This window comes from Actinocorallia aurea, from assembly GCF_054783995.1.
Map to the genome: position 1 here is coordinate 283,920 of NZ_BAAGPQ010000002.1, position 25,266 is coordinate 309,185.

Here is a 25,266-nt window from a genome sequence, read left to right on the forward strand (position 1 = left end):
CTCTCACTCATCGCGACCATGATGTCACGACACGTGAGCGCGGGGTGTGCTTTCGGTGGCTAGACCCCGTAGCGCTCGGGTTTGGGGGAGCGCGACATGAGCTTGAGGTACGCCTCCTCGATCGGCACGCCGTCGTGCATGACCGCCGCGACTACCTCGGTGATCGGCATTTCCACGGCGTGCTCGCGGGCGAGGGTGAGGACGGGGCGGGCCGACTTGACGCCCTCCGCGGTCTGCTTCGTCACCCCGATGACCTCCTCCAGCGTCATGCCCCGGCCCAGGTTCTCGCCGAAGGTCCGGTTGCGGGAGAACGGCGAGATGCACGTGCCCACGAGGTCGCCGATCCCGGCGAGGCCCGCGAACGTCGGCTCCTGCGCCCCGAGCACCACGCCCAGCCGGATGATCTCGGCGAGGCCGCGGGTCATGAGCATCGCCTTGGTGCTGTCGCCGAAGCCGAGCCCGGTGGCGATGCCGACGCACAGGGCGATGACGTTCTTCACCGCGCCGCCGACCTCGCAGCCGATGACGTCGGTGCTGGTGTAGACGCGGAAGTACGGGTTCATGCAGGCGGCCTGGAGGCGCAGCGCGGTCTCCTCGTCGGCGCAGGCCGCGACGGCCGCGCCGGGCTCGCCGCGGGCGATCTCGGGCGCGAGGTTCGGCCCGCACACGACGCCGACGCGCTCGGGGCCGCAGCCCAGCACCTCGGTGATCACCTGGGACATGCGCAGGCTGGTGCCCGACTCGATGCCCTTCATCAGGCTGACCAGGACCGCGTCCTCGGGGATCAGCGGCGCCCACGCGGCGAGGTTCTCGCGCAGCGTCTGCGCGGGGACGGCCAGGCACACGAACTCCGCGCCCGCCAGCGCCGCGGCCACGTCGGTGGTGGCGCGCAGGCCCTCGGGCAGGGACACCCCCGGCAGGTACTCGCTGTTCTGGTGCCGCTCGTCGATCTCACGGACGACCTCGGCCCTGCGCCCCCACAGCACCACGTCGCTCCCGGCGTCCACCAGGACCTTCGCGAAGACGGTCCCCCAGGACCCGGCTCCCATCACCGCAACGCGCGTCACGTCTGTCTACGCTCCTCATGGACGTACGGTCTTTCGGACGGCTCCCGCTCGCACTGGCCCGTCCGGCAGCGCCGTGATCTTCCGCATGATCTCACCGCCGCCGCTCTGAGGGTATCGGCGTCGGGGGGCGCGTCCGCATAAGCCGGTCAGGTCGACCTGTTCACCCCTGCCTCCGCGCCGACCCTGGCGCACATCGGCCATTGCGGAGCCCGGGCCTTCCCGGCGGGCTGGCCGCGGCGAGCCGACCGCGACACCCTAATGTCGTCCTTGTATGTCGAACACCGTCGTCGCCGGTTGGACCCTGATCGTCCCGGTGAAGCCCCCGATGCTCGGCAAGTCCCGGCTGGCCGGGGCGGCCGGAGCGCATCGCGCCGCGCTCGCGCTCGCGGTGGCGCTCGACACCGTGGAGGCGGCGCTGCGCGGAGCCGCGGTAGCCGACGTGCTGGTGGTGACCGGAGATCCTTCGGCCGCCGCCGAGTTCGCCGCCTTGGGCGCCCGTACGCTGCCCGAAGGCCCGCCGCAGGGGCTCAACGAGGCCTTGCGGCGCGGCGCCGAGGCCGTAGGCCCGACCGTGCCCCGGGCGGCGCTGCAAGCCGACCTTCCCGCACTGCGCCCCGACGACCTCTCTTACGCGCTCTCCCTGGCCGCGGACCTTCCCGAGGCGTTCCTCTCCGACATCGCGTCCACGGGCACCGTCCTGTACACCGCGTCCCCCGGCGTCCCGTTCTCTCCTGCCTTCGGCGGGCCGTCACGGGCGCGTCATCTGGCGCAGGGAGCCGTCGAGCTGCCCTGCCCGGAGCTCGGGAGCCTCCGCACCGACGTCGATACCCTCGACGACCTGCGCGCCGCCCTCACCCTGGGCGTGGGCCCCCGCACCGCCGACGTCGCGTCCCGGATCCTGGCGGGCTCCCCCGGCTAGGGTGGCTGCCATGCAGGGCACAGTGAGGGACTTCGACACCGCGACCGCCTCGGGCAGCGTGCTGCTCGACGACGGGAGCGAGCTGGCTTTCGACGCCGAGGCGTTCGCCGCGGGCGGGCTGCGCCTGCTGCGCTTCGGACAGCGGGTGAACCTGGCCCACGACGGCTCCCGCGTCACCGCGATCACCCTGTCGACGCTCCCGCTCCCCTGACCCGGGCCACGCCACCCGGTGCCCGCCGCCCCTGGACGCGCCCGCCCCTGGACGGACGAAGACGCCCGCACATTCTTGCCGTGCGGGCGTCTTCGCGTCGGTCCTCTACTTGCCGGCGACCAGGTTCTTGAAGTCGGCACCGGCCTTGAATTTGGGCACCGACGTCGCGGCGACCTCGATGGTCTTGCCCGTGGCGGGGTTCCTCGCGGTACGGGCGGGGCGGTGCGCCTTCTCGAACGAACCGAATCCGGTGATCGCGACCTTCTCCCCCTTCGCGACCGTCGTCTGGATCGTGTCAAGGAACGCCTCGACGGCTTCGGCGGCTTCTTTCTTGCTGCCGTTCAGCCGTTCGGCGATCGCGTCGACCAGCTCACGCTTGTTCATAGGGTTTACTCCTCCGGCCTTCCCCCGTTGCGCCCCCGAAACTAAGGGCATCGCACGACCCGCACAATCACCTTGTCGCGAGTTTTCCCATGTCATGGGCGAATCCAAAGGCAGATATCGCCCTGCTTATGGTGATTCGTTGGGAAAAGTCGTCAGCGCTCAGGGGCGGCTTCAGGGGTGACCTGAGCCGCTGTCCATGTGGCTGGGGCCGGTGTCCATGTCGTCGAGGAACGCGCCCAGCCGGCGTGCGGCGAGCTCGTGATCGCGCTTGGCGAGGTCGGTGATCGCCAGGAGCTGCCGGTGCAGCCGTCGCCTGGTCTCCCGCGGCAGGGGGGAGATCCGCTGGTGGGCGGTGCGCAGCTGAGCGGCGAGCAGCATCAGGAGCGGGTCGTCCCAGGCCGGTCCAGACCGGTCATCCTCAGCACCCATGGGGCAATTGTCGCAGCCGCCCCGCGGGAGCGGTCCGCGCGGGCCCGGAAAGGCCGGAGAACAGGGCATGTGCCCAGAACACGGACGCGCGCCCCCCGAAACAGTGCGTTCGGAGGGCGCGCGCTCGGACGTGCGGCGGCCGCGTTGGTGTGCGCCCGCCCATCTCTCGGCCTTGGTGCGGGCCGGGGTCTGGCGGCTGCGCCGGACTTACTGGGTGACGGGCAGCCAGGACGGACGGGCCGCCTCGAAGGCGGTGATGTCCTCGGCGTGGCGGAGGGTCAGGCCGATGTCGTCCAGGCCCTCCATCAGGCGCCAGCGGGTGTAGTCGTCCAGGTCGAAGGAGGCGGTGAGGTCGCCGCAGCGGACCTCGCGGGCCTCCAGGTCGACGGTGATCTCGGTCTGCGGGTCGGCCTCGGCGGCGGACTGCAGCTCCTCGACGATCTTCTCGTCCAGGATGACGGGCAGCAGGCCCATCTTCGTGGAGTTGTTGCGGAAGATGTCGCCGAAGCGGGGCGCGATGACGACCCGGAAGCCGTACTGCTGGAGCGCCCACACCGCGTGCTCGCGGGACGAGCCGGTGCCGAAGTCGGGGCCGGCGACCAGGATCGAGGCGCCCTCGTAGACCGGGTTGTTCAGCACGAAGGACGGGTCCTCGCGCCAGACCGAGAACAGGCCCTTGTCGAAGCCGGTCCGCGAGACCATCTTCAGCCAGACGGCCGGGATGATCTGGTCGGTGTCGACGTTGCTGCGCCGCAGCGGCACCGCGCGGCCCGTGTGGACGGTGAACTTCTCCATCGTTGGATCCCCTTCCGGAGGAAAGTGCGGACCGTGCGGCTACAGGTCGGCGGGGGCGGCCAGGCGGCCCTTGACGGCGGTGGCGGCGGCCACGGCCGGAGAGACCAGGTGGGTGCGCCCGCCCTTGCCCTGCCGGCCCTCGAAGTTGCGGTTCGAGGTGGACGCGCTGCGCTCGCCCGCGGTCAGCTTGTCCGGGTTCATCGCGAGGCACATCGAGCAGCCCGCCTCGCGCCACTCGGCGCCGGCCTCGGTGAAGACCTTGTCGAGGCCCTCGGCCTCGGCCTGGATCTTGACCTCGACGGAGCCGGGGACGATCAGCGCGCGCATGCCCTCGGCGACCTTGCGGCCCTTGAGGACGTCGGCGACGGCCCGCAGGTCCTCGATGCGGCCGTTGGTGCAGGAGCCGACGAAGACGGTGTCGACCTTGACGTCGCGCAGCGGGGTGCCGGCCTCCAGGCCCATGTACTCCAGCGCGCGCTCGGCGGCGGACCGCTCGATCGGGTCGGAGAACTCCTCGGGCGACGGGATCGAGGCGCCCAGCGGCAGGCCCTGGCCCGGGTTGGTGCCCCAGGTGACGAACGGGGTCAGCGTGGAGGCGTCGATCGTGACCTCCTTGTCGAAGACCGCGTCGTCGTCCGTCTTCAGGGTCTTCCAGTACGCGACCGCGGTGTCCCAGTCCGCGCCCTTGGGCGCGTTCTCGCGGCCCTCCAGGTACGCGAAGGTGGTCTCGTCCGGCGCGATCATGCCGGCCCGCGCGCCCGCCTCGATGGACATGTTGCAGACCGTCATGCGGCCTTCCATCGACAGGTCGCGGATGGCCTGGCCGCGGTACTCGATGATGTAGCCCTGGCCGCCGCCGGTGCCGATCTCGGCGATGATCGCCAGCACCAGGTCCTTGGCGGTGACGCCTTCGGGCAGCGCGCCCTCGACGTTGACGGCCATCATCTTCGGCTTGATCTGCGGCAGCGTCTGGGTGGCCAGGACGTGCTCGACCTCGGACGTGCCGATGCCGTGCGCGAGGGCGCCGAACGCGCCGTGCGTGGAGGTGTGGGAGTCGCCGCAGACCACGGTCATGCCGGGCTGGGTCAGGCCCAGCTGCGGGCCGATGACGTGCACGATGCCCTGGCCGCGGTCGCCCATGGGGTGCAGCCGCAGGCCGAACTCCGAGGCGTTCTTGCGCAGCGTCTCGACCTGGGTGCGCGACACCGGGTCGGCGATCGGCTGGTCGATGTTCTGGGTCGGGACGTTGTGGTCCTCGGTGGAGATCGTCAGGTCGGGGCGGCGGACCTTGCGACCGGACATCCGCAGGCCGTCGAAGGCCTGGGGCGAAGTGACCTCGTGGACGAGGTGCAGGTCGATGTAGAGGAGGTCGGGTTCGCCCTCGACCCGACGCACGACGTGTGCGTCGTAAACCTTGTCGGCCAGTGTGCGGCCCATCGGTGCACCTCTCTCCGTTGAGATCTTCATCATCTACCTTCGAGTTGCGTCTCATCTATCGAGACGGCAATATCGAGGTATGGACAACTCTAGCGGAGTCGGCGTACTGGACAAAGCAGTTCTCGTCCTCAACGCCCTCGAAGCCGGCCCCGCGTCGCTGGCCCAGCTCGTCACGGCCACCGGATTGGCCCGCCCCACGGCCCACCGGCTGGCCGTCGCGCTGGAGCACCACAGGATCGTGCACCGCGACACGCAGGGCCGGTTCATCCTCGGGCCGCGCCTCGCCGAACTCGCGGTCGCCGCGGGCGAGGACAGGCTGCTGGCCCTGGCCCAGCCGATCCTCACGCAGCTGCGCGACCTGACCGGCGAGTCCGCCCAGCTCTACCGGCGGCAGGGCGACGTGCGCGTGTGCGTCGCGGCCGCGGAACGGTCCAGCGGCCTCCGTGACACGGTACCCGTGGGCGCGTCCCTGCCCATGACGGCCGGATCCGCGGCGCAGATCCTGCTCGCCTGGGAAGAGCCCGACCGGCTCCACCGGGGCCTGCGCGGCGCCAAGTTCACCGCGGCGACCCTCGCCTCCGTCCGCCGCCGCAACTGGGCCCAGTCCATCGGCGAGCGCGAGCCCGGCGTCGGCTCGGTCTCCGCCCCCGTCCGCGGCAGCGGCGGCCGCGTCATCGCCGCGATCTCCGTCTCCGGCCCCCTGGAACGGCTCACCCGCTCCCCCGGCCGCGTCCACGCCGGCCCCGTCGTCGCCGCCGCGGAGAAGATCTCCGAGTCCATGCGGCGCTCCTCCTAGCGCCGCCTCCGACGCGGTGATCGGGCGTTCGAGGGCCCGGCTTCGCCGGGAAGCCCGATCACTCCCGGGTGCTCTCCCGTCTGGGCTCGGGCACCGGTGCCGATTTCGTCAGGCGGAGCTTGCTGTGGGGGGACGGGCCGGCCTCCCAGTCGTCCATGAGGCGGGCGTGGAGGCCGTGCGCCTCGGCGAGGGCGACGAGGGTGTCGGTGCGGTAGTAGAAGTCCTCCTGGAGGACCTGGTGGTCGGTCCGCTCGGTGCGGTCGAAGGTCAGGTCGAAGAAGGCCGCCGCGCGCATGACCCGGCCGACGTGCGCGAAACACTCGTCGATGACCTCGATCGGGGTGTGGCTGAACACACTGTGCGCGTGGATCACGTCGAAGTGATCGTCGGGAAGGCCGGAGAACGTCAGATCGGCGACCAGCATCAGATGCGGCAGCTTGTCCTGGAGGCCGTACTGGACGACGGTGTCGCCCGCGGCGAGCAGGATGTCGGGCGAGATGTCGATCCCGTGGTACCCGCCGGTGTCCAGATAGCGGATGATCCGCCAGCCCGCGCGCAGGTTCCCGCAGCCGATCTCCAGCACCGTGTGGCCCGGCATCAGGCCGTGCGCGCGCAGGTACTCGAACTGGCGGCGCCCGTTGCGCAGCCAGTGCCCGTGACTGGGGCTGCCGACCGCGTCGAACGGGCTCTTGTCGGCGACCTCCGCGCGCATCACCTCGCGGTAATAGGCGACATGGTCCGGCGCGCCCGCGCGCAGCACGAGATCGCGGGCGTACCGGGTCAGGTAGGGCCGGATGCGCGACGGATTGCGCATCGCGTGCCCTACCTGGAACAGAAGACTCGATCGCTGACGCTGCGTGAAGGCCATGCCACGATTCGTACACCCTCAGTAACGAACGTGCCACTCGAACGTCACGCGTACAGGTGGTCGATCTCCGCGGCGTACTTCTCGTGGATGGGCTTGCGGCGCAGCTTCATCGTCGGGGTCAGCTCGTCGCCGCCCGGCTCCCAGTAGCCGCCCACGATCGCGAACTTCTTGATCTGCTCCACCCGCGACAGCTTCGCGTTGGCCTGCTCGACGCCCTCCTGGACGACGGTGAGGATCGCCGGCTCCTTGGCCAGGACCTCCGGGTCGGCGGGCAGGCCGTTCGCGGCGGCGTAGGCGGCGGCCGCGTCGGGGTCGAGCGAGAACACCGCGACGTTGTAGGGCCGCCCGTCGCCGACCACGATGATGCCGCCGAGCAGCGGGTTGTGCGCCCGGATCGTGTTCTCGATGTTGGTCGGCGACATGTTCTTGCCCGCCGCGTTGATGATCAGTTCCTTCTTGCGGTCGATCAGGGTGACGTAGCCGTCGGCGTCGATCGTCGCGACGTCCCCGGTGTGCAGCCAGCCTTCGGCGTCGATCGCCTCGGCGGTCTTCTCCGGGTCGCCCCGGTACCCCTTCATCACCCAGGCCCCGCGCACGAGCAGCTCGCCGTCCTCGGCGATCTTGACCTCGATGCCCTTCAGCGGCCTGCCGACGGTGCCGATGCGGGGCGCGTCGATCGGGTTGGAGATGGCCACCGAGGTCACCTCGGTCATGCCCCAGGCCTCGACGACCCGCAGGCCCATCGCGAGAAGGAACTCCAGGGTCTCCTTCGGGGCGGCGGCCGCTCCGGAGAAGGCGTAGCGCATCTCGTCGAGGCCCAGGAGCTGGCGGATCGTGGCGAAGACGAGCTGGTCGGCGAGCTCGTACTCCTTGGCCAGCTCCGCCGGCACCTCCTCGCCCGCCTGCTCCAGGCGCACCTTGCGCAGGCCGACCTCGAAGGCCCACTCGGCGGCCTTGCGCTTGTCGTCGTCGGCGGCGGCCAGCAGGCTCTGGATGCCGTTCTTCATCTTCTCCCAGACGCGCGGCACCGCGGCCCAGACCGTCGGGCGGACCTCGCCGAGCGCGCCGAGGATCTGGGTGATGTCGGCGACCGACGTGACGACCGTGCCGTGCAGCATGTGCAGCCAGTGCGAGGCCATCCGGTCGACCGCGTGCGCGGACGGCAGGTAGGAGGTGACGCGGTCTCCGCGCCGGACCTCGAAGTCGTGCGCGAGGCCGACGGCGTTGGCCAGGGCCGCCCGGTGGGTGGTCTCCACGCCCTTCGGCGGACCCGTGGTGCCCGAGGTGTAGATGAGGGTGATGACGGCGTCGGCGTCGACCGACTTCCACGCGGAAGCGAAGTCGAACTCTTCGTCCGGCTCCAGGCCGTCCAGGTCGGCGACGTTGATGAGGTGGTCCAGCGAGGCCGCGCCGCCCTCGGTGAGGCGCGCGATGAACTGGTCCTCGGCGACGGCCACCTTCGGTCCGGCGTGGCCGATGATGTAGGCGATCTGCTCGGGCGAGCTGGTGTTGTAGATCGAGAACGGGATCGCGCCCAGGTGCAGCGCCGCGGTGTCGACGAAGTTGAACTCCGGGCGGTTGGTGAGCATCAGCGCGATCCGGTCGCCGGGCCTGATGCCGAGCCTGTGGAGCGCGCGCGCGATCCGCTCGACCTTGGCGGCGTACTCCGCCCACGTGTAGCTCTGGGCTCCGCCCGGAGTGCGCAGGGCCACCTCGTCGGGGATCTCGGCGACCGTGTTCTGGAACGCCTCTACGAGGGTCTTGGGGTGGGACATGGGCGGGCTCCCGGGGAGGTAGGGGGCTGTGCGGTGCGGTCGTGCGGCGGAGGCCTACTTGGTGAGCGCCCTGGCCGTGCCGTAGTCCGCCTTGCCGTTGGGCAGGCGGAGGTCGCGGTCGGTGCGGACGAACGTCTTGGGGATCTTGTAGCGGGCCAGGCGGGCCGCGCAGGCGTCGCGCAGCTCGTCGTCGGAGAGGTCCGCGGTGAGCCTGACGACCGCGACGATCTCGGTGCCCCACCGCTCGGACGGGCGGCCCAGCACGAGCGCCTCGGCGACGCCGGGGACCGCCCGCACGACCGCCTCGACCTCCTCGGCGAAGACCTTCTCGCCGCCGGTGTTGATGGTCATGGAGTCGCGGCCGTGCATCTCGATCCTGCCGTCGGCCAGGTGCCGCGCCCGGTCGCCCGGCAGGACCCAGCGCCGGCCGGCGATCTCCAGGAAGGTCGCCGCGGTCTTGGCGCCGTCGCCGAGGTAGCCGAGCGGGATGGACCCGCCCTTGGCGAGCCAGCCCAGCTCGTCGTCGCCGGGTGCGAGCAGGCGGGTGCGGTCCTCGCTCACGACCACCGCGCCGGGCGTCGCCTGGAAGGCGCTGTCGGCGGTGCCGTACCGGGTGATGTGCAGGCCGCTCTCGGACGAGCCGACCACGTCGAAGATCTTGGTGTGCGGCATCAGCTCGGCCAGGCGCGCCTTGGTGGCCGGGTTGATGGCCGCGCCGGAGTTGATGAGGTGGCGGATGCGGGAGGTGTCGCGCGGCGCGCGCTCCAGCTCGGCGACGAGGGGGCGCACGAACGCGTCGCCGACGACCGGGATGCGGGTCGCGCCCTCGCGCTCCATGAGGTCGAGGGTGGCGACGGGGTCGAACCTGTCGACGGCATCGGGGATGAGGACCGTCGCGCCGCCGAGCCAGCCGCCGAGGGCCGTCCAGGTGCCGGAGCCGTGCATCATCGGCGGCAGGACGAGGACCTTCGCGGCCTCGCGGGCCGCGGCGATCCGGACGATCTCCTCGTTCCCGGCGTAGTGGCCGCCGTCCTTGCGGAGCATGCCGAGGGGGCCTTCGACGAGGTCCTCGATCCGCCACAGGACGCCCTTCGGCATGCCGGTGGTGCCGCCCGTGTACAGGATGTGGAGGTCGTCGGCTCCGGGGGCGGCTTCAGGCGCGCCGTCGGGGGCGGCGGCGAGGGCGTCCTCGTAGTCGAGGGCGCCGGGCAGGAGCGGGTTGCCCGAGTCGTCGGCCACCTGGAGGAGCAGCGGCGCGGTCGCCAGGGAGGGCAGGACGCGCTCCAGGACGGGCGCGAAGGCCGCGTGGTAGAGGATCGCCTTCGGGCGGGCGTCGTTGAACAGGTAGACGAGTTCGTCGTCGACGTACCGGTAGTTGACGTTGAAGGGGGCGACCCTGGCCCGGTGCGCGCCCACGAGGCCTTCGAGGTAGGCGGGCCCGTTGTGGAGGTACAGGGCGAGGTGGTCGTGGTTGGACGTCCAGGCCTCGGCGGGCTCGCCGGTGCGGCCGAGGCCCCGGGCCTCCAGGACGCGGGCCAGCCGGCGCACGCGGTCGGCGGTCTCGGCGAACGTGCGGCGGGTGCCGCGCCAGACCACCGCCTCGCGCTCGGGGATCGCGGCGGCGATCGCTTCGAACAGGTTCGCCAGATCCAACCCAGACATCCGGTGCTGTCCCCCTTCGTAAGCTCTGCGGGGTAGTAAATCATCGCTTACCGGTCATTTTGAAGGCGGGTCTCACCCTAGGGTGACCAGGACCACTCCCGTCAATATGTTCCGGACCGATGCCTCCCCGTCGATGCCTCCCCTTCGATGCCTCGCTGCCGATGCCTCGCGCTCCGGACCGTCAGCCGTCGGGCAGGAGTGCGGCGAGGATCTCGCAGCCCCGGCGCAGCGCGCTCATCGGGGGGGTCGCGTAGCCGAGGACGAGGCCGTGGTGCGCGTGGGGCGCGTGGCTGTAGCGGCGGGTGTCGTCCAGGAGCAGGCCCCGCCCGCGCGCGGCGGCGCGCACCTCGGGAAGGCGCTCCTCGGCGAGCGGGATCATGACGTGCAGGCCCGTGGCGCCGCCGGTGACGCGGTCGCCGAGGACCTCCACCACGAGGGAGCGCCTGCGCGCGTACTCCAGGCGCATCCGGCGCAGGTGCCGGTCGAGGTCGCCGCGCTCCAGCAGCTCGGCCATCGCGTGCTGCACCGGGACGCTGGTCCGGTCGACCAGGTCGAGGCGCAGCTCCGCGATCCGGTCCGCGGTCTCCGGCGCCGCGACGATCCAGCCGACGCCCGGATCGGGGCTGAGCGTCTTCGACAGCGTGCCGAGGAGGACCACCCGGGAGGGGTCGAGGCCGTACAGGGCGGGCAAGGGCGCGACGTCGTAGCGGAACTCGGCGTCGTAGTCGTCCTCCACGAGCAGCGCGCCGGTCCGTCTCGCCCACTCCAGCAGGCGCTCCCGGCGGGCGATGGGCAGCCGGCCGCCGAGCGGGTACTGGTGCGCGGGCGTCGTGTAGAGCAGGGCGAGGTCCTCGGGCAGCCCTTCCACCACGATCCCGTCCCGGTCGACCGGGCAGGCGACGGGTTCGGCGCCGCGCGCGGCGAGGATCGACCGCGCGCGGGTGTACCCGGGGTTCTCCACGCCCGCCCGCCTCCCGGCCGCCAGGAGCGCGGCCACGAGGTCGAGGCCGTTGCCCGTCCCCCGGGTGACGATGACGTTCTCCGGTCCCGCGGCGACGCCCCGGGCGCGGCGGAGGTGGTCGCAGAGCAGGGCGCGCAGGCGCGGCAGCCCGCGGGGGTCGGGGTCGTCGCCCGGCGGATGCGCGGCGGCGGCCCGCCACGCGCGCTTCCACGCGGCACTCCCCACGTCGCCGATCCACGGGCCGCCGGGCCTGAGGTCGATCAGCCCGAGGGCGCGCGCCTCGTCTCGGCTGAGGTACGCCGGCCGCTGCGGCGCCGACTCGGGCCTCGGCGCAGGCGTCGGCTCGGGTGCTCTGGAGCCGACCTCCGCGACGTATGTGCCGGACCCGTGCCGCCCTTCCAGCCAGCCTTCGGCGTAGAGCTGCTGGTAGGCCTCGGTGACGACGGTCCGGCTCACGCCCAGGTCGGCGGCGAACGCGCGGCTGGAGGGCAGCCGCTCGCCCGCGGGCAGCGCACCCGCCCGGATCCGCGCGCGCAGCACCCCCGCGAGCTGGACGCGCAGGGGCTCGGCCGAGGCGCGGTCGAGCAGGACGGGCAGGTCGGCATGGGTCCGGGCCATGGGCGCTCCGTGTCGGGAAGGCTGCTGCGCGGGAAAGTGGTCTTCGATTACCGGGCTGAAGTGGCCATGTTCCGGCGGTCCACTCGGGCGAAGGATAGGGGGCATGCTCTCCTCGACCGAACGCACCCGGCTCCGCCGGGGCGCGCACCGCGCCGGCACCGATCCCGCCGACCTCTACGCGATCCTCGACGCGGGGCTCGTCTGCCACCTCGGCGTGCTCCGGCCGGACGGCGCCCCGATGGTCGTGCCGACGGGGTACGGCCGCATCGGGGACACCCTCTACCTCCACGGCTCCTCAGGCGCCCGCTCGCTGCGGCTGGAAGGCGAGGTCTGCGTCACGGTGACCCACCTGGACGGCATCGTGCTCGCCAGGTCGGCCTTCCACCACTCGCTGAACTACCGCTCGGCGATGGTCTACGGCACACCGCGCAAGGTCACCGACCCTGATGAGCGGATCGGGGCGCTGCGCGCGATCACCGAGCAGCTCGCCCCCGGGCAGTGGGACGCCGTCCGCGCCCCCGACCGCAAGGAGCTCGCCGGCACCCTCGTCGTCGCGCTGTCCCTCGCCGAGTCCTCCGTCAAGATCCGGACGGGGCCGCCCGTCGACGCCGACGAGGACTACGCGCTGCCCGTGTGGGCGGGAGTCCTCCCCCTGCGCACGTCCTACGGCACGCCGGAACCCGATCCGCTGCTCTCCTCCGCCCTGCCCGTCCCCGCCCACATCGCCGAACGCGTCTACCCGCCCGCCCCCTGACGCACCGGTGCCGGTGGTTTCTTTCGGAACTGTGGAAACTTGTGGTGGTTTCTGCGAGATTGGCCTGATGGTTCCGGAGGGGCTGACGGCGGCGGAGCGACGGCTCTGGGCGGCGTATCCGGACGGGGCCACGGTCGACCTGACCAACGCCGACGGCGACCGCGACGTCCGGGCGCGGGTGATCGCCGCGCTGCTGCTCGGGGCCTGCGACGCGGCGCCGGGCAGTTCGCCGGGGATCCGGCTGCGGGGCGCGCGGATCACCGGACGGCTCGAACTGCGGGCCGCGACGGCGGGCTGCCCGCTCGTGCTGACCGAGTGCGTGCTCGAAGAGGCGCCCCAGTTCATGGAGTCGACGACCCGGACCGTCCGGTTCGTCCGGTGCCGGATGCCGGGGCTCGGCCTGGCCCGGCTGCACCTGGAAGGCCTGCTGTCGCTGCGCGGCTCGATCATCGAGGGCGAGGTGCGGCTCGACCACGCCAGGATCGAGGGCGAGATCCACCTGTCCGGCGCGCAGATCGGCGCCGGCCCCGAGAAGTCCGCCCTGTACGGCGAGGGCCTGCGGGTGACCGGGACCGCCGAGTTCAACCGCGGGTTCTCCGCCACCGGCTCCGTGCGCCTCACGCACGCGCGCTTCGGCGGCCGCCTGAACTTCTCCGACGCGGCCGTGGAGGCGGCCGACCAATGGGGCGCGCTGCTGGTCGACAACACCCAGATCGAGGGGCCGTTCGCGCTGTCCGGCGCCTCGGTGCGCAACCCGGGCTCGGTGTCGGTCAGCGCGGGCGGCCTCACCGCGCACGGCTCGGTCTGGATGAACAACGGCTTCCGGGCCGAGGGCGAGGTCCGCTTCATCGGCGCGACGCTGCGCGGCCACCTCACTCTCAACACCGCCCGGCTCGACCGCGCCTCGCTCAATTTGGAGGGCGCGGTGATGTCGGGGCTGGAGGCGCGCGGCCTCATCGTCGACGGCGGCCAGATCCGGCTGGTCAACGCCCAGCTCATCAGCGACGTGGTGCTGCCCGGCGCCCGGGTCACCGGCGGCCGGGACGGGGTCGCGGTGGCCGCCGACGGGATGAGCGCCGCGGCCGTCGAACTCGGCGGCCTGCACGCGACGGGCCGCGTGTCGCTGCGCAACGTGCGGATCGGCGAGGCCGGGCTCGACGGCGCGGTCCTCGTCGCGGGGCCGGACGGCTACGCGCTGCGCGCCGACCGGGCGCACGCGGGCGCGCTGTCGGCCGAGAACCTCACCGCCGAGGGCCGGGTGACGCTGCGGGGCGCGACCTTCGCCGGGGACGTCCGCTTCGGCGAGGCAAGGCTCACCGCCGGCGACGACGGCCTCGCGTTCGTCGCCGACGGCATGGACGCCGCCCACCTCGCCCTCGGCGGCGCGCACGCCACCGGCCTGGTCTCGCTCGACGACGCCCGGATCACCGGGGAGTTCGACCTGCGCGGCGCCGTCCTCGCGGGCGACGACCACGGCGCGGCGCTCAGCGCCACGGGCCTCCACGCGGGCGGCGTGCGGAGCTCCCACCTGCGCGCCGAAGGCCTCATCGCCCTCGACGACGCCCAGATCGTCCGAGAGGTCGACTTCACCTCCGCGTCCCTGGCCGCCGACGAGACGGGCCTCTGCCTTTCCGCCGACGGACTCGCCGCGGGCGGGCTCACCCTGGAGTCCGCCGCCGCGGCCGGGCGGATCTCGCTGCGCGCCGCGGAGATCTCCGGCGACGTCAACCTGGTCTCCGCGGAGGTCGGCCGCGACCTCGAAGGCCGCGCCCTGTCCGCCGACGGCCTCCAGGCCGTGCACGTCCTCGGCTGGGACGCCCGGGTCGCGGGCCGGATCTCGCTGCGCGGGGCCCAGGTCGTCGGGGACCTCGACCTGCGCCAGGCGCGGATCGCGGCGGGGCTGAGCGGGGTCTCGCTGGTCGCCGGCGGGATGAGCGCCGCCCGGATCAACCTCGACGACATGCGCGCCGAAGGCCGCGTCTCGATGCGCGGCGCCCAGGTCGCGCGCGACATCTCCGCGCGGAACTCCCGCACGACCGCCGACGAGAAAGGCTACGCCTTCACCGTCGAGGGCTCCACCGCGGTCAACATCTACCTTTCCGGACTCCATGCCGACGGCGTCGTCTCGGTGCGCGGCACGAACGTCACCAGCGTCATCGACCTGGCCGACGCCGTCCTGCACTCGCCCGGCGGCATCGCGCTCGGCGCCGACTGGCTGACGGCCGGGGGCATCTGGGCGCCGGGCCTGAAGGCCCAGGGCCGGGTCATGCTGCGCGGCTCCCAGGTGAGCGGCGAGATCCGGATGGAGGACGCCCGCCTGGCGGGCGACGGCGCCAAGGCGATCGTCGCCGACGGGCTCAGCGCCGGCTCACTGCGGATGAACAGGGCCGAGGCCACCGGCGAGGTGGCCCTGCGCGGCGCGCGGATCGTCGACATGGTCGACGGCAGGGACGCGGTGTTCTCCCATCCGGGAGAGGTCGCGCTGCGCCTGTCCCTCGCCGACGTCACCGGCGATGTGTTCCTCGGCCGCTCCCGCATCGTCGGGGCGCTGCGCGTGGCCGAGGCGAAGATCGGCCGGATCCTGCAGCTCACCGATGCCGACCTGGTGAACCCGGGCGGCCACGCGATCGAGGCGCGCGGCCTCCACGCGGGCCGCCTGACGCTGCGCCCGGACTCGCTGGCCGGCTCGATCGACCTGGAGCACGCCAGGCTCGGCGTCCTGTGCGACGACGCGGCCTCCTGGCCGGACGTGATCGGGCTGAACGGCCTCACCTACGAGGCGCTGGAGCCGCGGATGCCGGCCGAGCAGCGCCTGGAGTGGCTGCGCCGCGACGAGGACGGGTTCCAGCCGCAGCCGTACGAGCAGCTCGCCGCGCATTACACCCGGACCGGCCAGGAGCGGGAGGCCCAGACGGTCCTGCTGGCCCGCGAGCGCCACCAGAGCGACGGCTCGAACTGGACGGGCCGCGTGTGGGGCCGCCTCCAGGACGTCACCGTCGGGTTCGGCTACCAGCCGCTGCGCGCCGCGACCTGGCTCGCCCTCCTCGTCGCCCTGGGCTCCCTCGTCTTCGCCGTCTCGCCTCCGCAGCCCATCAAGGCCGACGAGCACCCGCACTTCAACGCGGTCATCTACACCCTCGACCTCCTCCTGCCCATCGTCGACCTGGGGCAGGAGCGCGCCTTCGACCCCGCGGGCGCCGACCAGTGGTTCTCGTTCCTGCTCGTCGCCGCGGGCTGGATCCTCGCCTCCACCATCGCCGCGGCCGCCGCCCGCACCATCGGCCGCCGCTGACCGCGCCGCCCCCTCCGCGGCGCGGGCGCGGCGCGCGTCAGCGGCGGGAGAAGGCGAACCCGAGGCCGAGCACGGCGACGAGCAGCGGGCCGGGGAAGCCGGCCATGTACTGGAGCGGCGAGACGCCCGTGAGGAGGGTGAGCCCGCCGAGGACTACGCCGACCCAGCCCAGCCAGGCGGGGACGGCCCGGTGCCGCAGGGACGCGGCGGCGACGGTCACGCCGGTGAGGCCGGAGCCGACCCACAGCCACGGGATCGTGCCGACCCAGTGGGCGCCGACGGTGAGGAACTCGTCCGACAGGGTGGCCTCCTCGCCGAAGCCGAAGATCAGCTCGGTGTCGAGGCCGGTGCCGAGGAGGGTCGCCACCGCCGTCAGGAGCAGGCCGGAGGCGGCGACCGCGGGCAGCAGGCTCTCGGCCGGGAGTGCGCGGCTCAGCCTGCGGTGCAGGCCCGCGGCGAACACCGGCAGGAGCACGGTCGCGGCCATCATCGCCGAGTGCATCACCAGCAGCGGGGTCGTGTGCTCGCCGAGGCCCGCGGCGACCTTGGCCGCGTCGTGCACGGTCGCCGGGTCGTAGGCGGCGCTGATCGCCATGCTCGCCTGGATGCCGACGATCCCCGCGACCCCCGCCGCCGCGCCCGCCCACGCCCAGAGCGACCCGCCCGCGCGCCCCTGCCCTGTCCGCCCTGCCGTGTGCCGTGCCTCTGGAATGCTCGTCATGTCTTCCGCCCGTGTGCGAGGTGTCCGGCCGCCGTCCGGCGACCGTCCCAAGGTCCCCGCCGGGCGGTCCCGCGGACCAGAGACCCCGGTCGCGACCCGCCGCACGGCCCCGGCCGGACCCGTGTCCCCGACCTGTCCCGGCCCTGTACGGGACGGCCTCCGGGACACCGCCGCACCGGGCCGCCGATCACCCCCGCGCCGTCAAAAACAAACAGGACGAAACCGCGTCATGGGCTCGGCGTTCGGGCGTCTGTCAGGCGAATCCCGAGGCAGGCCCCGGCCGGGCGCCCCGGCGCAGCCACGCTCGCCGGCCGCCCGGCCACCGGGCCCATGAGAAAACGGAGCCTGAATGTACGCCCGATCGCGTACCTGGAATCTCGACGACGTGCCCTCCCCGGTCCGGCACGCGCGCCGCGCGGCGGTGAGCACGCTGGCCGAGTGGGGCCTCGCGGCCCTCGCCGACACCGCGGCGCTCCTCGTCTCCGAGCTGGTGACGAACGCCGTCCGGCACGGCAAGCCGCCGGTGCGGCTCACCCTGTCGGTGCGGGACGGCGTCCTCAACGTCGGCGTCCGCGACGCGCTGCGCGATCCGCCCGCGCCCCGGCCCGGCGACGAGACCGGCGGCTTCGGCCTCACCGTGCTCGGCGCGCTCGCCGAACTGAGCACGACGCCGCTGCCCACCGGCAAGATCGTGGAGGCGAGGCTGCGGCTGGCCCACTGATCGCCGGGGCTCTTCATCCCGCTTCGTCCGTGAAACGATGCGGGCATGGACCACTCCCCCGGCGCCGTCGTCGCGGAGCGCTACCGGCTCGTCAAGATCCTCGGCCGCGGCGGCATGGGCGTCGTCTGGCAGGCCTCCGACGAGAGGCTGCGCCGCGACGTCGCCCTCAAGCAGCTCGTCCTGCCGCCGGGGCTGAGCGCCGAGCACCGCCGCCTGCTCGTGGCGCGGGTCGAGCGCGAGGCCCTGGCGGCGGCCAAGCTCAAGCACCCCGGCATCGTCACGGTCCACGACCAGGTGACCGACGCCGAGGGCATCCCCTGGATCGTCATGGAGTACGTCCAGGGGCGCTCGCTCGCCGACGCCGTCAAGGCCGACGGGCCGCTGAGCCCGCGCGAGGCCGCCCGGATCGGCGAGGCGGTCCTCGCGGCGCTCGAGGCCGCGCACGCGCGCGGAGTCGTGCACCGCGACGTCAAGCCCGCGAACATCCTGCTGGAGGACGGCAGGACCGTCGTCACGGACTTCGGGATCGCCGCGGTCGAGGGCGAAGGGCACCTCACCCAGACGGGCTCGGTCCTCGGCACACCCAGCTACATGGCGCCCGAGCAGGTCGGCGCGCAGCCCGTAGGCCCGGCCGCCGACCTCTGGGCGCTCGGCGCGACCCTCTACTACGCCGTCGAGGGGCGTCCGCCGTTCTCCGCGGCCTCTCCGAGCGCCGTCTTCGTGGCCATCGTCCAGCAGGATCCCGCGCCTTCCGCCCACGCCGGACCCCTCGGCCCCGTGCTGGACGCCCTCCTGCGCAAGGACCCTGCGGCGCGTCCCACGGCCGCGGAGACGACGGCCATGCTCGCCCGGGTGGGCTCGGCCCCCGACACGGTCCCGGTCCCGGAGACGGTCGTCGCGTCGCCCGCCGTCCCGGATCCCCTCACCCCCGCGCCCGTGGCCTCAGTGCCGATCACCCCCATGCCGATCACCCCCATGCCGGCCTCGGGCAGGCAGACCACAACCGTGTCGGGCCCTCCGGCCCCGCCCGCGACCGTCGGCCCCGGACCGGAGCATCGGACGCCCCGCCCCGACGGGACGACGGCGAAGAAGCGGTCCGGCAAAGGCAAGCCGATCGCCGCGGCCGTGGCCGTCGCGGCGGTCGCCGCCGCCGCGTTCCTGCTCACGCAGGGCGGCGATCCCGAGACGGGCGGCGGCGGTTCCGGCACGCCCTCGCCGGACCCGACGCTCGCGTCGGTGCCCTCGGCGTTCGTCGGCACCTGGGAGGAGGAGTCCGACTCCTTCTCCCTGCGCCTCGACATCGACAACGGCTCGGTCGGGTCGCACATCGCGCAGCTCAAGGTCGAACGCGGCCAGAACAGGTGCGAGACGCTCGGCAGCCTCGCCTGGGCCACCACCGACAAGATCGTCATCAGGATGGACGACGTCTGCGAGGGCGACGACCGGGTGAGCCTCACCCTCCTCGGCGACGGCCGAGCCCGGTACACGGCCGGAAGCGCCGACGTCACGCTGGGCCAGGAAGACTGAGCCGACGCTGAGCCGACGCCGAACCGCTACCCCTGGAGCCGCCGCAGCGCGGTCGGGAGCGGCCCGGTGTGCGCGACGGTGAGGCGCCGCGTGGCGCGGGTCACCGCGACGTACAGGTCGTGTCCGCCCGCCGGGGACTCGGTGCGGATCCCGGCGGGGTCAGCGATGATCACGGCGTCGAACTCCAGCCCCTTGGACTCGGCCGCCGTCAGAATGACGACGGGTTCGTCCAGGGCCTCGGGGGTGACGCCCCGGGGCACGCCGGGAAGGGCCGCGGTGACGGCGGGATGCCAGGCCGCCGACGTGATGACGGCCACCCTTCCCTCGCCGATGCGCGCGCGCTCGGCCTCGACGAGGGCGGGCAGTCCACTCGGCGAGTCCAAGGGCACCGCGACGGGCGGGTCGCCCTCCTCCCGCACCGAAGCCGGTGCCTCGGCTTCGGGGTCCACCTCGGCGAGGACGTCTTCGGCGAGCCGCATGATGCCCGCGGGCGTCCGGTAGTTGACCAGCAGCCTCAGCTCGCGCCAGCGGTCGTGCACGTAGGGCGAGAGCATCTCGCCCCAGGATGTCGCCCCCGCCGCGCTGCCCGTCTGGGCGAGGTCCCCCACCACGGTCATGGACCGCGCCGGGACGCGCCGCATGACGGCCCGCCAAGCCATCGCCGAGAGCTCCTGCGCCTCGTCCACGATGATGTGGCCGTAGGCCCAGTCGCGGTCGGCGAGCCGTTCCGCGGCGGTGACGGGCCCGCGGTCCTCGCGCTGCCGCTCGGCGAGGTCGGCCGCGGTGATCCCCTCGATCCCGGTCACCTGCAGGACGCCGAGCGCGTAGCGCGCCTCCTCCTCGCGCCGGGCCTCCTCGCGGCGCTCGCGCGCCCGCCCCTCGCGGTCGTCGGTGCCGAGCAGTTCGGCGGCCTCGTCCAGCAGGGGCACGTCCCCGACGGTCCAGGCCGCGCCGGGCTCCCGGTGCAGCGCGCCGAAACCTGCGCTCTCCAGGTACTCGCGGTCGGCGTACAGGTCGGTGAGGAACTCCTGAGCGGTCAGCTCGGGCCACAGCCCGTCGATGAGCGCGCGCACGGCGGGGTCCTGCCAGAGCTGCTCCTTGGCGTACTCCGCGTCGTGCTCGTCGCGCAGCAGCGAGGACCTGTCCTCCAGGATCTCCCGCAGCTCGGCGCTGAGGCCGCCCTCTTCGAGGAGCTTCAGCAAAGGCTCGTCGACCGCCTTCTCCATCCGCTCCAGCTGGTCCTCGGCGAGGGCCGCGAGCACGTCGTGGACGTAGATCCGCCTCTGCAGGTTGTGCGGGGCGCGCAAGGCCAGCGCGTGCTCGTGCGCGCGCAGCGCGGCGACGGTACTGAGCGTCAAGGGCATCCCGTCGGCCTCGATCGTGAGGTCCTCCTCCGGGACGGGCCGGAGGTCGGCGAGCGCGGCGGCCAGGAAGTCGGCCATCTCCGGGCTCCCCTTCACCACCGCGACGTCCGGCGGGTCCGCCGCGGTCGCGTGGACGCCGGGGAACAGCTCGCCGAGGGTGGCGAGGCCCACGTCGGTCTCGCCGAGGCCCGGCAGGACCCGCTCGATGTAGCGCAGGAAGGTCGGGTTCGGGCCGATGATGAGGACGCCGCGGCGGCTCAGGGAGTCGCGGTGCGTGTAGAGCAGGTAGGCGGCCCGGTGCAGCGCGGCGACGGTCTTGCCGGTGCCCGGCCCGCCCTGGACGACCAGGACGCCCTGGAACGCGGCCCGGACGACCTCGTCCTGCTCGGCCTGGATCGTGGCGACCACGTCGCTCATCCGGCCGGTGCGGCCCTTGCGCAGCGTCGACAGCAGCGCCGCCTCGCCGACGAGCCCGGCCCGGTCGGCGGGCCGCATCCCGGCCAGGTCGAACACCTCGTCGTCGAGGTCAACGACCCGGCGGCCCCGGGTGTGGATGTGCCGGCGGCGGGTGAGCGGCCCTGGGTCGAAGGACGTGGCGGTGTAGAACGGCCGGGCGGCGGGCGCCCGCCAGTCGATCAGGACGGGTTCGCCGTCCTGGTCGCGCAGCCCCATCCGCCCCACGTAGAGGGTGTCTCCGCCCTTGCCGTCGATCCTGCCGAAGCACAGGCCGTGCTCGACGGCGGCGAACTGGGCGAGCCTGCGGTACCGCTCGTTCTCGGCGGTGTCGCGGTCGACCTGCTGCTGGAATCCGCCGCCGCCCCCTGCCTCGGCCCGCGCCGACCCCTCGGCCCGCTCGCGGGCCGCGTCGAGCAGCCCGTAGAGCCAGGTGACCTTGCGCTGTTCGTGGTCGATCGCGCTTTCACTCAAGACCCGCAGCTCCCGAACGTCGATGCCCCGGACGTCGAAGAAGCCCCGATCCCATCAGGGATCGGGGCTCTCGAACACGTACCTCCGAGCGGATTCGAACCGCCGCTACCGCCTTGAGAGGGCGGCGTCCTGGGCCACTAGACGACGGAGGCAAGCCTCATATGCAATTGTTTCTTACCACATGCAGTTTTCTTCACTTCGTGAGAAGTGGTACCTCCGAGCGGATTCGAACCGCCGCTACCGCCTTGAGAGGGCGGCGTCCTAGGCCACTAGACGACGGAGGCAGGGAGCCGATCACCGGGGCTTTTTCCTCCCCGGCGGGCCAGCGAGGTAAACAATACCGTCTTCCCAGCCCAACGCAAAACGGGTTCCGCGGGTCAGCGGGGGCCCAGAAGGTCGGACCAGCTGGAGGCGAGTTCGTCGAGCATCTGGTCGCGGTCCAGTTTCCAGTCGGCGCCCGCCCAGTTCTGGGCCACGAAGTCGAGCTGCGCCATGGCGAGGACACCGCGGAAGCGGCGCTGGTGCGGCGCGAAGCGTCCGGCGGCGATCAGGCCGTCCTCGACGTCGCTGATCGCCTCCTCCATCCAGCGCTCGACGAGGTCGCGCAGTTCGGGTTCGGCGGCGGCGGCCTGGCGGCCGATCCGGATGATCGGGTGGATCGCGGGCCACTGCTCGGAGGTGCGCCGGAGCCAGGCCGCGATCACCTCGCGGCTGCCGTCGCGCACCGCCTCGACCAGGCCGAGCGCGGTCGAGCCGTGCTCCGGTGACCGCTCGCGCTGGAGGACCTCGTTGAGGCGCTCGGACACCAGCGCCTTCATCAGCTCCCCCTTGGACGGGAAGTGCGCGTAGAAGGTCACCCGGGTGGTGCCGGCCGCGCTGGCGATGTCCTCGACGGTCGTGGCGAGGTAGCCCTTGCCGGTGAACAGTTCGAGCCCGGCGTCGAGCAGCATCCGCCGGGTCATTTCCTTCTGTGCTTCACGCAGGCTGGCCACGCATGCACCCTAACGCAGGCACAACGCCCCTGATCAGGCAGGAAGCTAAACTTACAGATCAGTCGCTCACTTGACGCCACGTAAGTCAATATGACAACGTGCACAGCTACAGAGCGGGTGATCTCAATCACAAAACACTTGCCGTCCACCCTCGGCTGTGAGCACGAGACCTCCCCGTGAAGACACAAGGAGTCCCATCCCCATGGCCAAGAACCCGCCCGGCCGGACGCCGGGCTACCTCCCCACGGTGGTCGCCGGCTGCTTCGCCGTGCTGCTCGCACAGGTGGCGTACTCGCTCCCCGGCGCCCTCAACGGCACCTTCCAGCAGGAGTTCTCGACGACCGGGTCCCAGCTCACCTGGATCACCGCGGCCTTCGCCATCCCGATGGTCGTCCTGGAGCTCACCACCGGCGTGATCGGCGACCTGTTCGGCCGCAAGCGCCTGCTCCAGGCGGGCGCGGCCCTGACCGTCGTCGGCTCGCTGATCTGCGCCCTGGCGGGCACCGTCCACGTCATGTGGGCGGGCCAGGTGGTCGCCGGGCTCGGCGCGGCGGTCCTCTACCCGATCTCGTTGGCGATGATCGCCGCCGTCGCGTCCGACGAGGAGGGCCGCGCCAAGGCGATCGCGCTGTGGGCGGGCTTCCTGTCGATCGGCGCGGCCATCTCGCCGCTGCTCGGCGGCGCGTTCGCCGACGGGGGCAACTGGCGCGGCGCGTACGGCGTCGTCATCGCCGCCGCCGTGGTCTCCATCCTGATCACCTTCAAGGCGACGGACTCGGCCGCGCCCGAAGGCCGCAAGCTCGACGTCCCCGGCCAGGTCACCCTCGCGGTCGGCCTCGTCGCGCTGCTGTTCGCCGCCACCCAGGGCTCGGAGACCGGCTTCGCCGACCCGAAGATCGTCGCGGCGACCATCGCCGGCGTCGTGCTGCTCGCCGCGTTCGTGGTGATCGAACTGCGCGCCGAGGTGCCGCTGCTCAACCTGCGCCTGTTCGCCAACCGCGCCTATGCGATCGTCGCGATCTCCACGGTCGTCGGCATGTTCGCCTTCCTGGCGATCTGCTACTCGATGAGCATCTGGCTCGGCGCGATCCAGCACCAGAACGCCCTCAGGATCGGCGTCCTGTTCCTCTTCATCCAGGGCCCCGCGCTCCTGCTCGTCCCGGTGGTCTCGCACCTCATCCGCAACGTGGCCCCGCGCTGGGTGCTGAGCGTCGGCTTCGCGCTCATCGCCGTCGCCGGCCTCTGGTGCTCGACGTTCGACGTCGCCGACATGGGCTGGACCCGCTTCATCGCCCCCATGGCGATCATGGGCGTCGGCTTCGCGCTGACCGTCGGATCGATCACCGCGGTCGCGATCAACACGGTCCCGCTCCCGCTCGCGGGCATGGCCAGCGCCACCACCAACCTGCTGCGCGACCTCGGCTTCGCGCTCGGCCCCGTGCTGATCGCCGCGCTGGCGATCGGCAAGGCCAACGACGAGATGCTCGACGGGCTCGGCCAGGCGATCGGGACCTCGGGCCTCCAGTCGCCGTACTCCGACATCGCGGGCGGCATCGCCCACGAGGGCGGCGCCATGGCCATCAACGCCATGCCGGTCGTGCCGGGCCCCGGCGCGAACGCGGCCCCGGTGCCGATGCCGCACCAGCTGACCGACCTCGCGTTCACCTCCCTCGGCGGCGCCTACAACACCGCCTTCCTGGTGGCGGGCCTCTGCGCCGCCGCCGCCGGCGTCCTCACCCTCTTCGGTCTCTTCGGCCGCCACGGCAGGCACGCGCAGACCGATTCCGACGCGGTTTCCCAGCCCGGCGCCCACGGCGGCGAACCGTCACCCGGCCTCATCGGAGCGTGACTTAGACCACGTCGGAGCAGGGCGTCGACAGGGCCTCCACCCTTGCGGGTGGGGGCCTTTCGCCATGGCAGCAAACTTTACTCTGAGAGTGTTTGATTGACATGACGTAAACTCAAGTGACAGCATTCACATCGCGGCGTGATCGCTGTCACTCGCCACCACCCGAGAGGAGTACCAGTGATGGGTGCCCAGACTGCCGAGGACACCGGCAAGACCGTCAACACCGTCCTCGGCCCCGTTCCCGCACGGGAGCTGGGGGTCGTCGCGGTGCACGAGGCCCTGCTGTCGGTGCTGCCGGGCGCGGAGCACGCGTTCGACGTCACCATCGACCGCGCCGAGATCTTCGAGATCCTCGCCGGCCGGCTCCGCGACTTCCGTGCTCACGGCGGCGGCACCGTCGTCGACGCCACCGGCATGTTCCACGGCCGCGACGTGAACCTCTACGAGGCGCTCTCCCGCTCGACCGGCGTGCACATCGTCGCGTCGACCGGCCAGGGCCCCGAGGAGCTGCTCGGCGGCTACTTCCGCACCCCGCAGACCGACCCGCCGACCCCGTGGCCTGCCGAGAAGTTCGCCGACCTGTTCGCCAAGGAGGTCGCCGAGGGCATGGTCGTGCCCCGCGTCGAGCGCCGCGGCGCCGCAGGGCTGGTCGCCACCGCGGGGACCCGCGCGGGCCTGACCGCGACCGACGAGAGCCTGTACCGCGGCGCAGCCCGCGCCGCCCTCGCCACCGGCGTCCCGGTCTCCGTCCGCTTCGGCGGCGACGCCGTGCGCGAGCTCGACGTCGTCCTGGACGAGAAGCTGCCGGCCGACCGCGTCGTCGTCGGCGGACTCGACCGCGAGGACGCCGTCGCCGCCGGAGCGCCCGCCGAGATCGCCCGCCGCGGCGCCTATGTCGCGATCGACCACGTCGGCACCGAGGACGAGCGGCACCTCTCCGACAAGGAGCGGGCCGCCCTCGTCGCGCGCCTCGCGGGAGCCGGCTTCGGCGACCGGATCCTGCTCTCCAGCAGCGCGACCGGCGTCGCCAAGGGCCACGACGGCAACGACGTGCCCTACAGCCACGTCCTGACGACGTTCGTCCCCCTCCTCAAGGCCGAGGGCCTGAGCGACGAGGACGTCCGGCGGATCCTCGTCGCGAACCCCGCGGCCCTGCTGACCGTGCGCTGAGCGCGCGCGACAGCCGAAGACTTCGAA

At 72.7% G+C, this 25,266-nt stretch carries 21 protein-coding genes and 2 tRNA genes; 9 read left to right on the top strand and 14 right to left on the bottom strand.

Annotated elements, in window-relative coordinates; all coding sequences use genetic code 11:
- Positions 1-59 precede the first annotated feature (59 nt).
- Entirely contained in the window at positions 60-1,067 is a 1,008-nt protein-coding gene (locus ACYVOM_RS01540) for an NAD(P)H-dependent glycerol-3-phosphate dehydrogenase (RefSeq protein WP_460301359.1), read from the bottom strand.
- A 271-nt stretch (positions 1,068-1,338) separates the two neighbouring features.
- Between ACYVOM_RS01540 and cofC the strand changes: the two genes are divergently transcribed.
- Complete coding sequence (cofC, locus tag ACYVOM_RS01545) at positions 1,339-1,986, top strand: 2-phospho-L-lactate guanylyltransferase (protein ID WP_460301360.1); 648 nt, start codon at positions 1,339-1,341, stop codon at positions 1,984-1,986.
- A gap of 10 nt (positions 1,987-1,996) precedes the next feature.
- The gene (locus tag ACYVOM_RS01550) at positions 1,997-2,197 is read left to right on the top strand and encodes a hypothetical protein (RefSeq protein WP_460301361.1); all 201 of its coding nucleotides are present in this window, start codon (positions 1,997-1,999) and stop codon (positions 2,195-2,197) included.
- Positions 2,198-2,302: 105 nt separating this feature from the next.
- Here ACYVOM_RS01550 and ACYVOM_RS01555 read toward each other — a convergent pair whose 3' ends face one another.
- The 4 genes from ACYVOM_RS01555 to leuC all read right to left on the bottom strand — a co-directional run bounded on the left by ACYVOM_RS01555 (position 2,303) and on the right by leuC (position 5,242).
- Positions 2,303-2,581, bottom strand: coding sequence for an HU family DNA-binding protein (locus ACYVOM_RS01555; protein ID WP_460301362.1), 279 nt, complete (start codon positions 2,579-2,581; stop codon positions 2,303-2,305).
- Between the two features lie 171 nt (positions 2,582-2,752).
- Positions 2,753-3,010, bottom strand: a complete 258-nt coding sequence (locus tag ACYVOM_RS01560) for an SCO5555 family protein (protein ID WP_460301363.1) — start codon at positions 3,008-3,010, stop codon at positions 2,753-2,755.
- Between the two features lie 207 nt (positions 3,011-3,217).
- Positions 3,218-3,805 (bottom strand): 3-isopropylmalate dehydratase small subunit, encoded by a 588-nt coding sequence (leuD, locus tag ACYVOM_RS01565; RefSeq protein ID WP_460301364.1) that lies wholly within the window; start codon positions 3,803-3,805, stop codon positions 3,218-3,220.
- Between the two features lie 39 nt (positions 3,806-3,844).
- On the bottom strand, positions 3,845-5,242 hold the full coding sequence (gene leuC, locus ACYVOM_RS01570; RefSeq protein WP_460301365.1) for a 3-isopropylmalate dehydratase large subunit: 1,398 nt from the start codon (positions 5,240-5,242) through the stop codon (positions 3,845-3,847).
- Positions 5,243-5,321: 79 nt separating this feature from the next.
- Between leuC and ACYVOM_RS01575 the strand changes: the two genes are divergently transcribed.
- Positions 5,322-6,038 carry an IclR family transcriptional regulator gene (locus ACYVOM_RS01575; RefSeq protein WP_460301366.1) on the top strand — a complete coding sequence of 239 codons (717 nt, stop codon included), beginning with the start codon at positions 5,322-5,324 and terminating at the stop codon, positions 6,036-6,038.
- A 58-nt stretch (positions 6,039-6,096) separates the two neighbouring features.
- On the opposite strand, the gene ACYVOM_RS01580 is transcribed toward ACYVOM_RS01575, so the two are convergent.
- The 4 genes from ACYVOM_RS01580 to pdxR form a co-directional block, all read right to left on the bottom strand.
- Complete coding sequence (locus tag ACYVOM_RS01580; RefSeq protein WP_460301367.1) at positions 6,097-6,906, bottom strand: class I SAM-dependent methyltransferase; 810 nt, start codon at positions 6,904-6,906, stop codon at positions 6,097-6,099.
- Between the two features lie 44 nt (positions 6,907-6,950).
- A complete protein-coding gene (locus tag ACYVOM_RS01585; protein WP_460301368.1) occupies positions 6,951-8,681 on the bottom strand; it encodes an AMP-dependent synthetase/ligase in 1,731 nt (576 codons plus the stop codon).
- A gap of 54 nt (positions 8,682-8,735) precedes the next feature.
- Positions 8,736-10,343 carry an AMP-binding protein gene (locus tag ACYVOM_RS01590; protein WP_460301369.1) on the bottom strand — a complete coding sequence of 536 codons (1,608 nt, stop codon included), beginning with the start codon at positions 10,341-10,343 and terminating at the stop codon, positions 8,736-8,738.
- A 181-nt stretch (positions 10,344-10,524) separates the two neighbouring features.
- On the bottom strand, positions 10,525-11,922 hold the full coding sequence (gene pdxR / locus ACYVOM_RS01595) for a MocR-like pyridoxine biosynthesis transcription factor PdxR (RefSeq protein ID WP_460301370.1): 1,398 nt from the start codon (positions 11,920-11,922) through the stop codon (positions 10,525-10,527).
- A 103-nt stretch (positions 11,923-12,025) separates the two neighbouring features.
- Between pdxR and ACYVOM_RS01600 the strand changes: the two genes are divergently transcribed.
- Complete coding sequence (locus ACYVOM_RS01600) at positions 12,026-12,676, top strand: pyridoxamine 5'-phosphate oxidase family protein (protein ID WP_460301371.1); 651 nt, start codon at positions 12,026-12,028, stop codon at positions 12,674-12,676.
- 67 nt (positions 12,677-12,743) lie between these two features.
- Positions 12,744-15,968, top strand: coding sequence for a translocation/assembly module TamB domain-containing protein (locus tag ACYVOM_RS01605; protein WP_460301372.1), 3,225 nt, complete (start codon positions 12,744-12,746; stop codon positions 15,966-15,968).
- A gap of 37 nt (positions 15,969-16,005) precedes the next feature.
- On the opposite strand, the gene ACYVOM_RS01610 is transcribed toward ACYVOM_RS01605, so the two are convergent.
- Positions 16,006-16,689 carry a hypothetical protein gene (locus tag ACYVOM_RS01610; protein WP_460301373.1) on the bottom strand — a complete coding sequence of 228 codons (684 nt, stop codon included), beginning with the start codon at positions 16,687-16,689 and terminating at the stop codon, positions 16,006-16,008.
- A 349-nt stretch (positions 16,690-17,038) separates the two neighbouring features.
- On the opposite strand from ACYVOM_RS01610, the gene ACYVOM_RS01615 reads away from it, so the two are divergent.
- Together ACYVOM_RS01615 and ACYVOM_RS01620 are read left to right on the top strand one after the other, a co-directional pair.
- Positions 17,039-17,410 carry an ATP-binding protein gene (locus ACYVOM_RS01615; protein WP_460301374.1) on the top strand — a complete coding sequence of 124 codons (372 nt, stop codon included), beginning with the start codon at positions 17,039-17,041 and terminating at the stop codon, positions 17,408-17,410.
- 45 nt (positions 17,411-17,455) lie between these two features.
- On the top strand, positions 17,456-18,937 hold the full coding sequence (locus tag ACYVOM_RS01620; protein WP_460301375.1) for a serine/threonine-protein kinase: 1,482 nt from the start codon (positions 17,456-17,458) through the stop codon (positions 18,935-18,937).
- A gap of 26 nt (positions 18,938-18,963) precedes the next feature.
- Here ACYVOM_RS01620 and ACYVOM_RS01625 read toward each other — a convergent pair whose 3' ends face one another.
- The 4 genes from ACYVOM_RS01625 to ACYVOM_RS01640 all read right to left on the bottom strand — a co-directional run bounded on the left by ACYVOM_RS01625 (position 18,964) and on the right by ACYVOM_RS01640 (position 22,220).
- Positions 18,964-21,228 carry a HelD family protein gene (locus ACYVOM_RS01625; protein ID WP_460301376.1) on the bottom strand — a complete coding sequence of 755 codons (2,265 nt, stop codon included), beginning with the start codon at positions 21,226-21,228 and terminating at the stop codon, positions 18,964-18,966.
- A 79-nt stretch (positions 21,229-21,307) separates the two neighbouring features.
- Positions 21,308-21,380: transfer RNA gene (locus ACYVOM_RS01630), tRNA-Glu, on the bottom strand.
- 56 nt (positions 21,381-21,436) lie between these two features.
- Positions 21,437-21,512: transfer RNA gene (locus ACYVOM_RS01635), tRNA-Glu, on the bottom strand.
- A 93-nt stretch (positions 21,513-21,605) separates the two neighbouring features.
- Complete coding sequence (locus tag ACYVOM_RS01640) at positions 21,606-22,220, bottom strand: TetR/AcrR family transcriptional regulator (RefSeq protein WP_460301377.1); 615 nt, start codon at positions 22,218-22,220, stop codon at positions 21,606-21,608.
- 202 nt (positions 22,221-22,422) lie between these two features.
- Between ACYVOM_RS01640 and ACYVOM_RS01645 the strand changes: the two genes are divergently transcribed.
- Together ACYVOM_RS01645 and ACYVOM_RS01650 are read left to right on the top strand one after the other, a co-directional pair.
- Complete coding sequence (locus tag ACYVOM_RS01645; protein WP_460301378.1) at positions 22,423-24,069, top strand: MFS transporter; 1,647 nt, start codon at positions 22,423-22,425, stop codon at positions 24,067-24,069.
- Between the two features lie 180 nt (positions 24,070-24,249).
- Complete coding sequence (locus tag ACYVOM_RS01650; RefSeq protein ID WP_460301379.1) at positions 24,250-25,239, top strand: phosphotriesterase family protein; 990 nt, start codon at positions 24,250-24,252, stop codon at positions 25,237-25,239.
- Positions 25,240-25,266 lie beyond the last annotated feature (27 nt).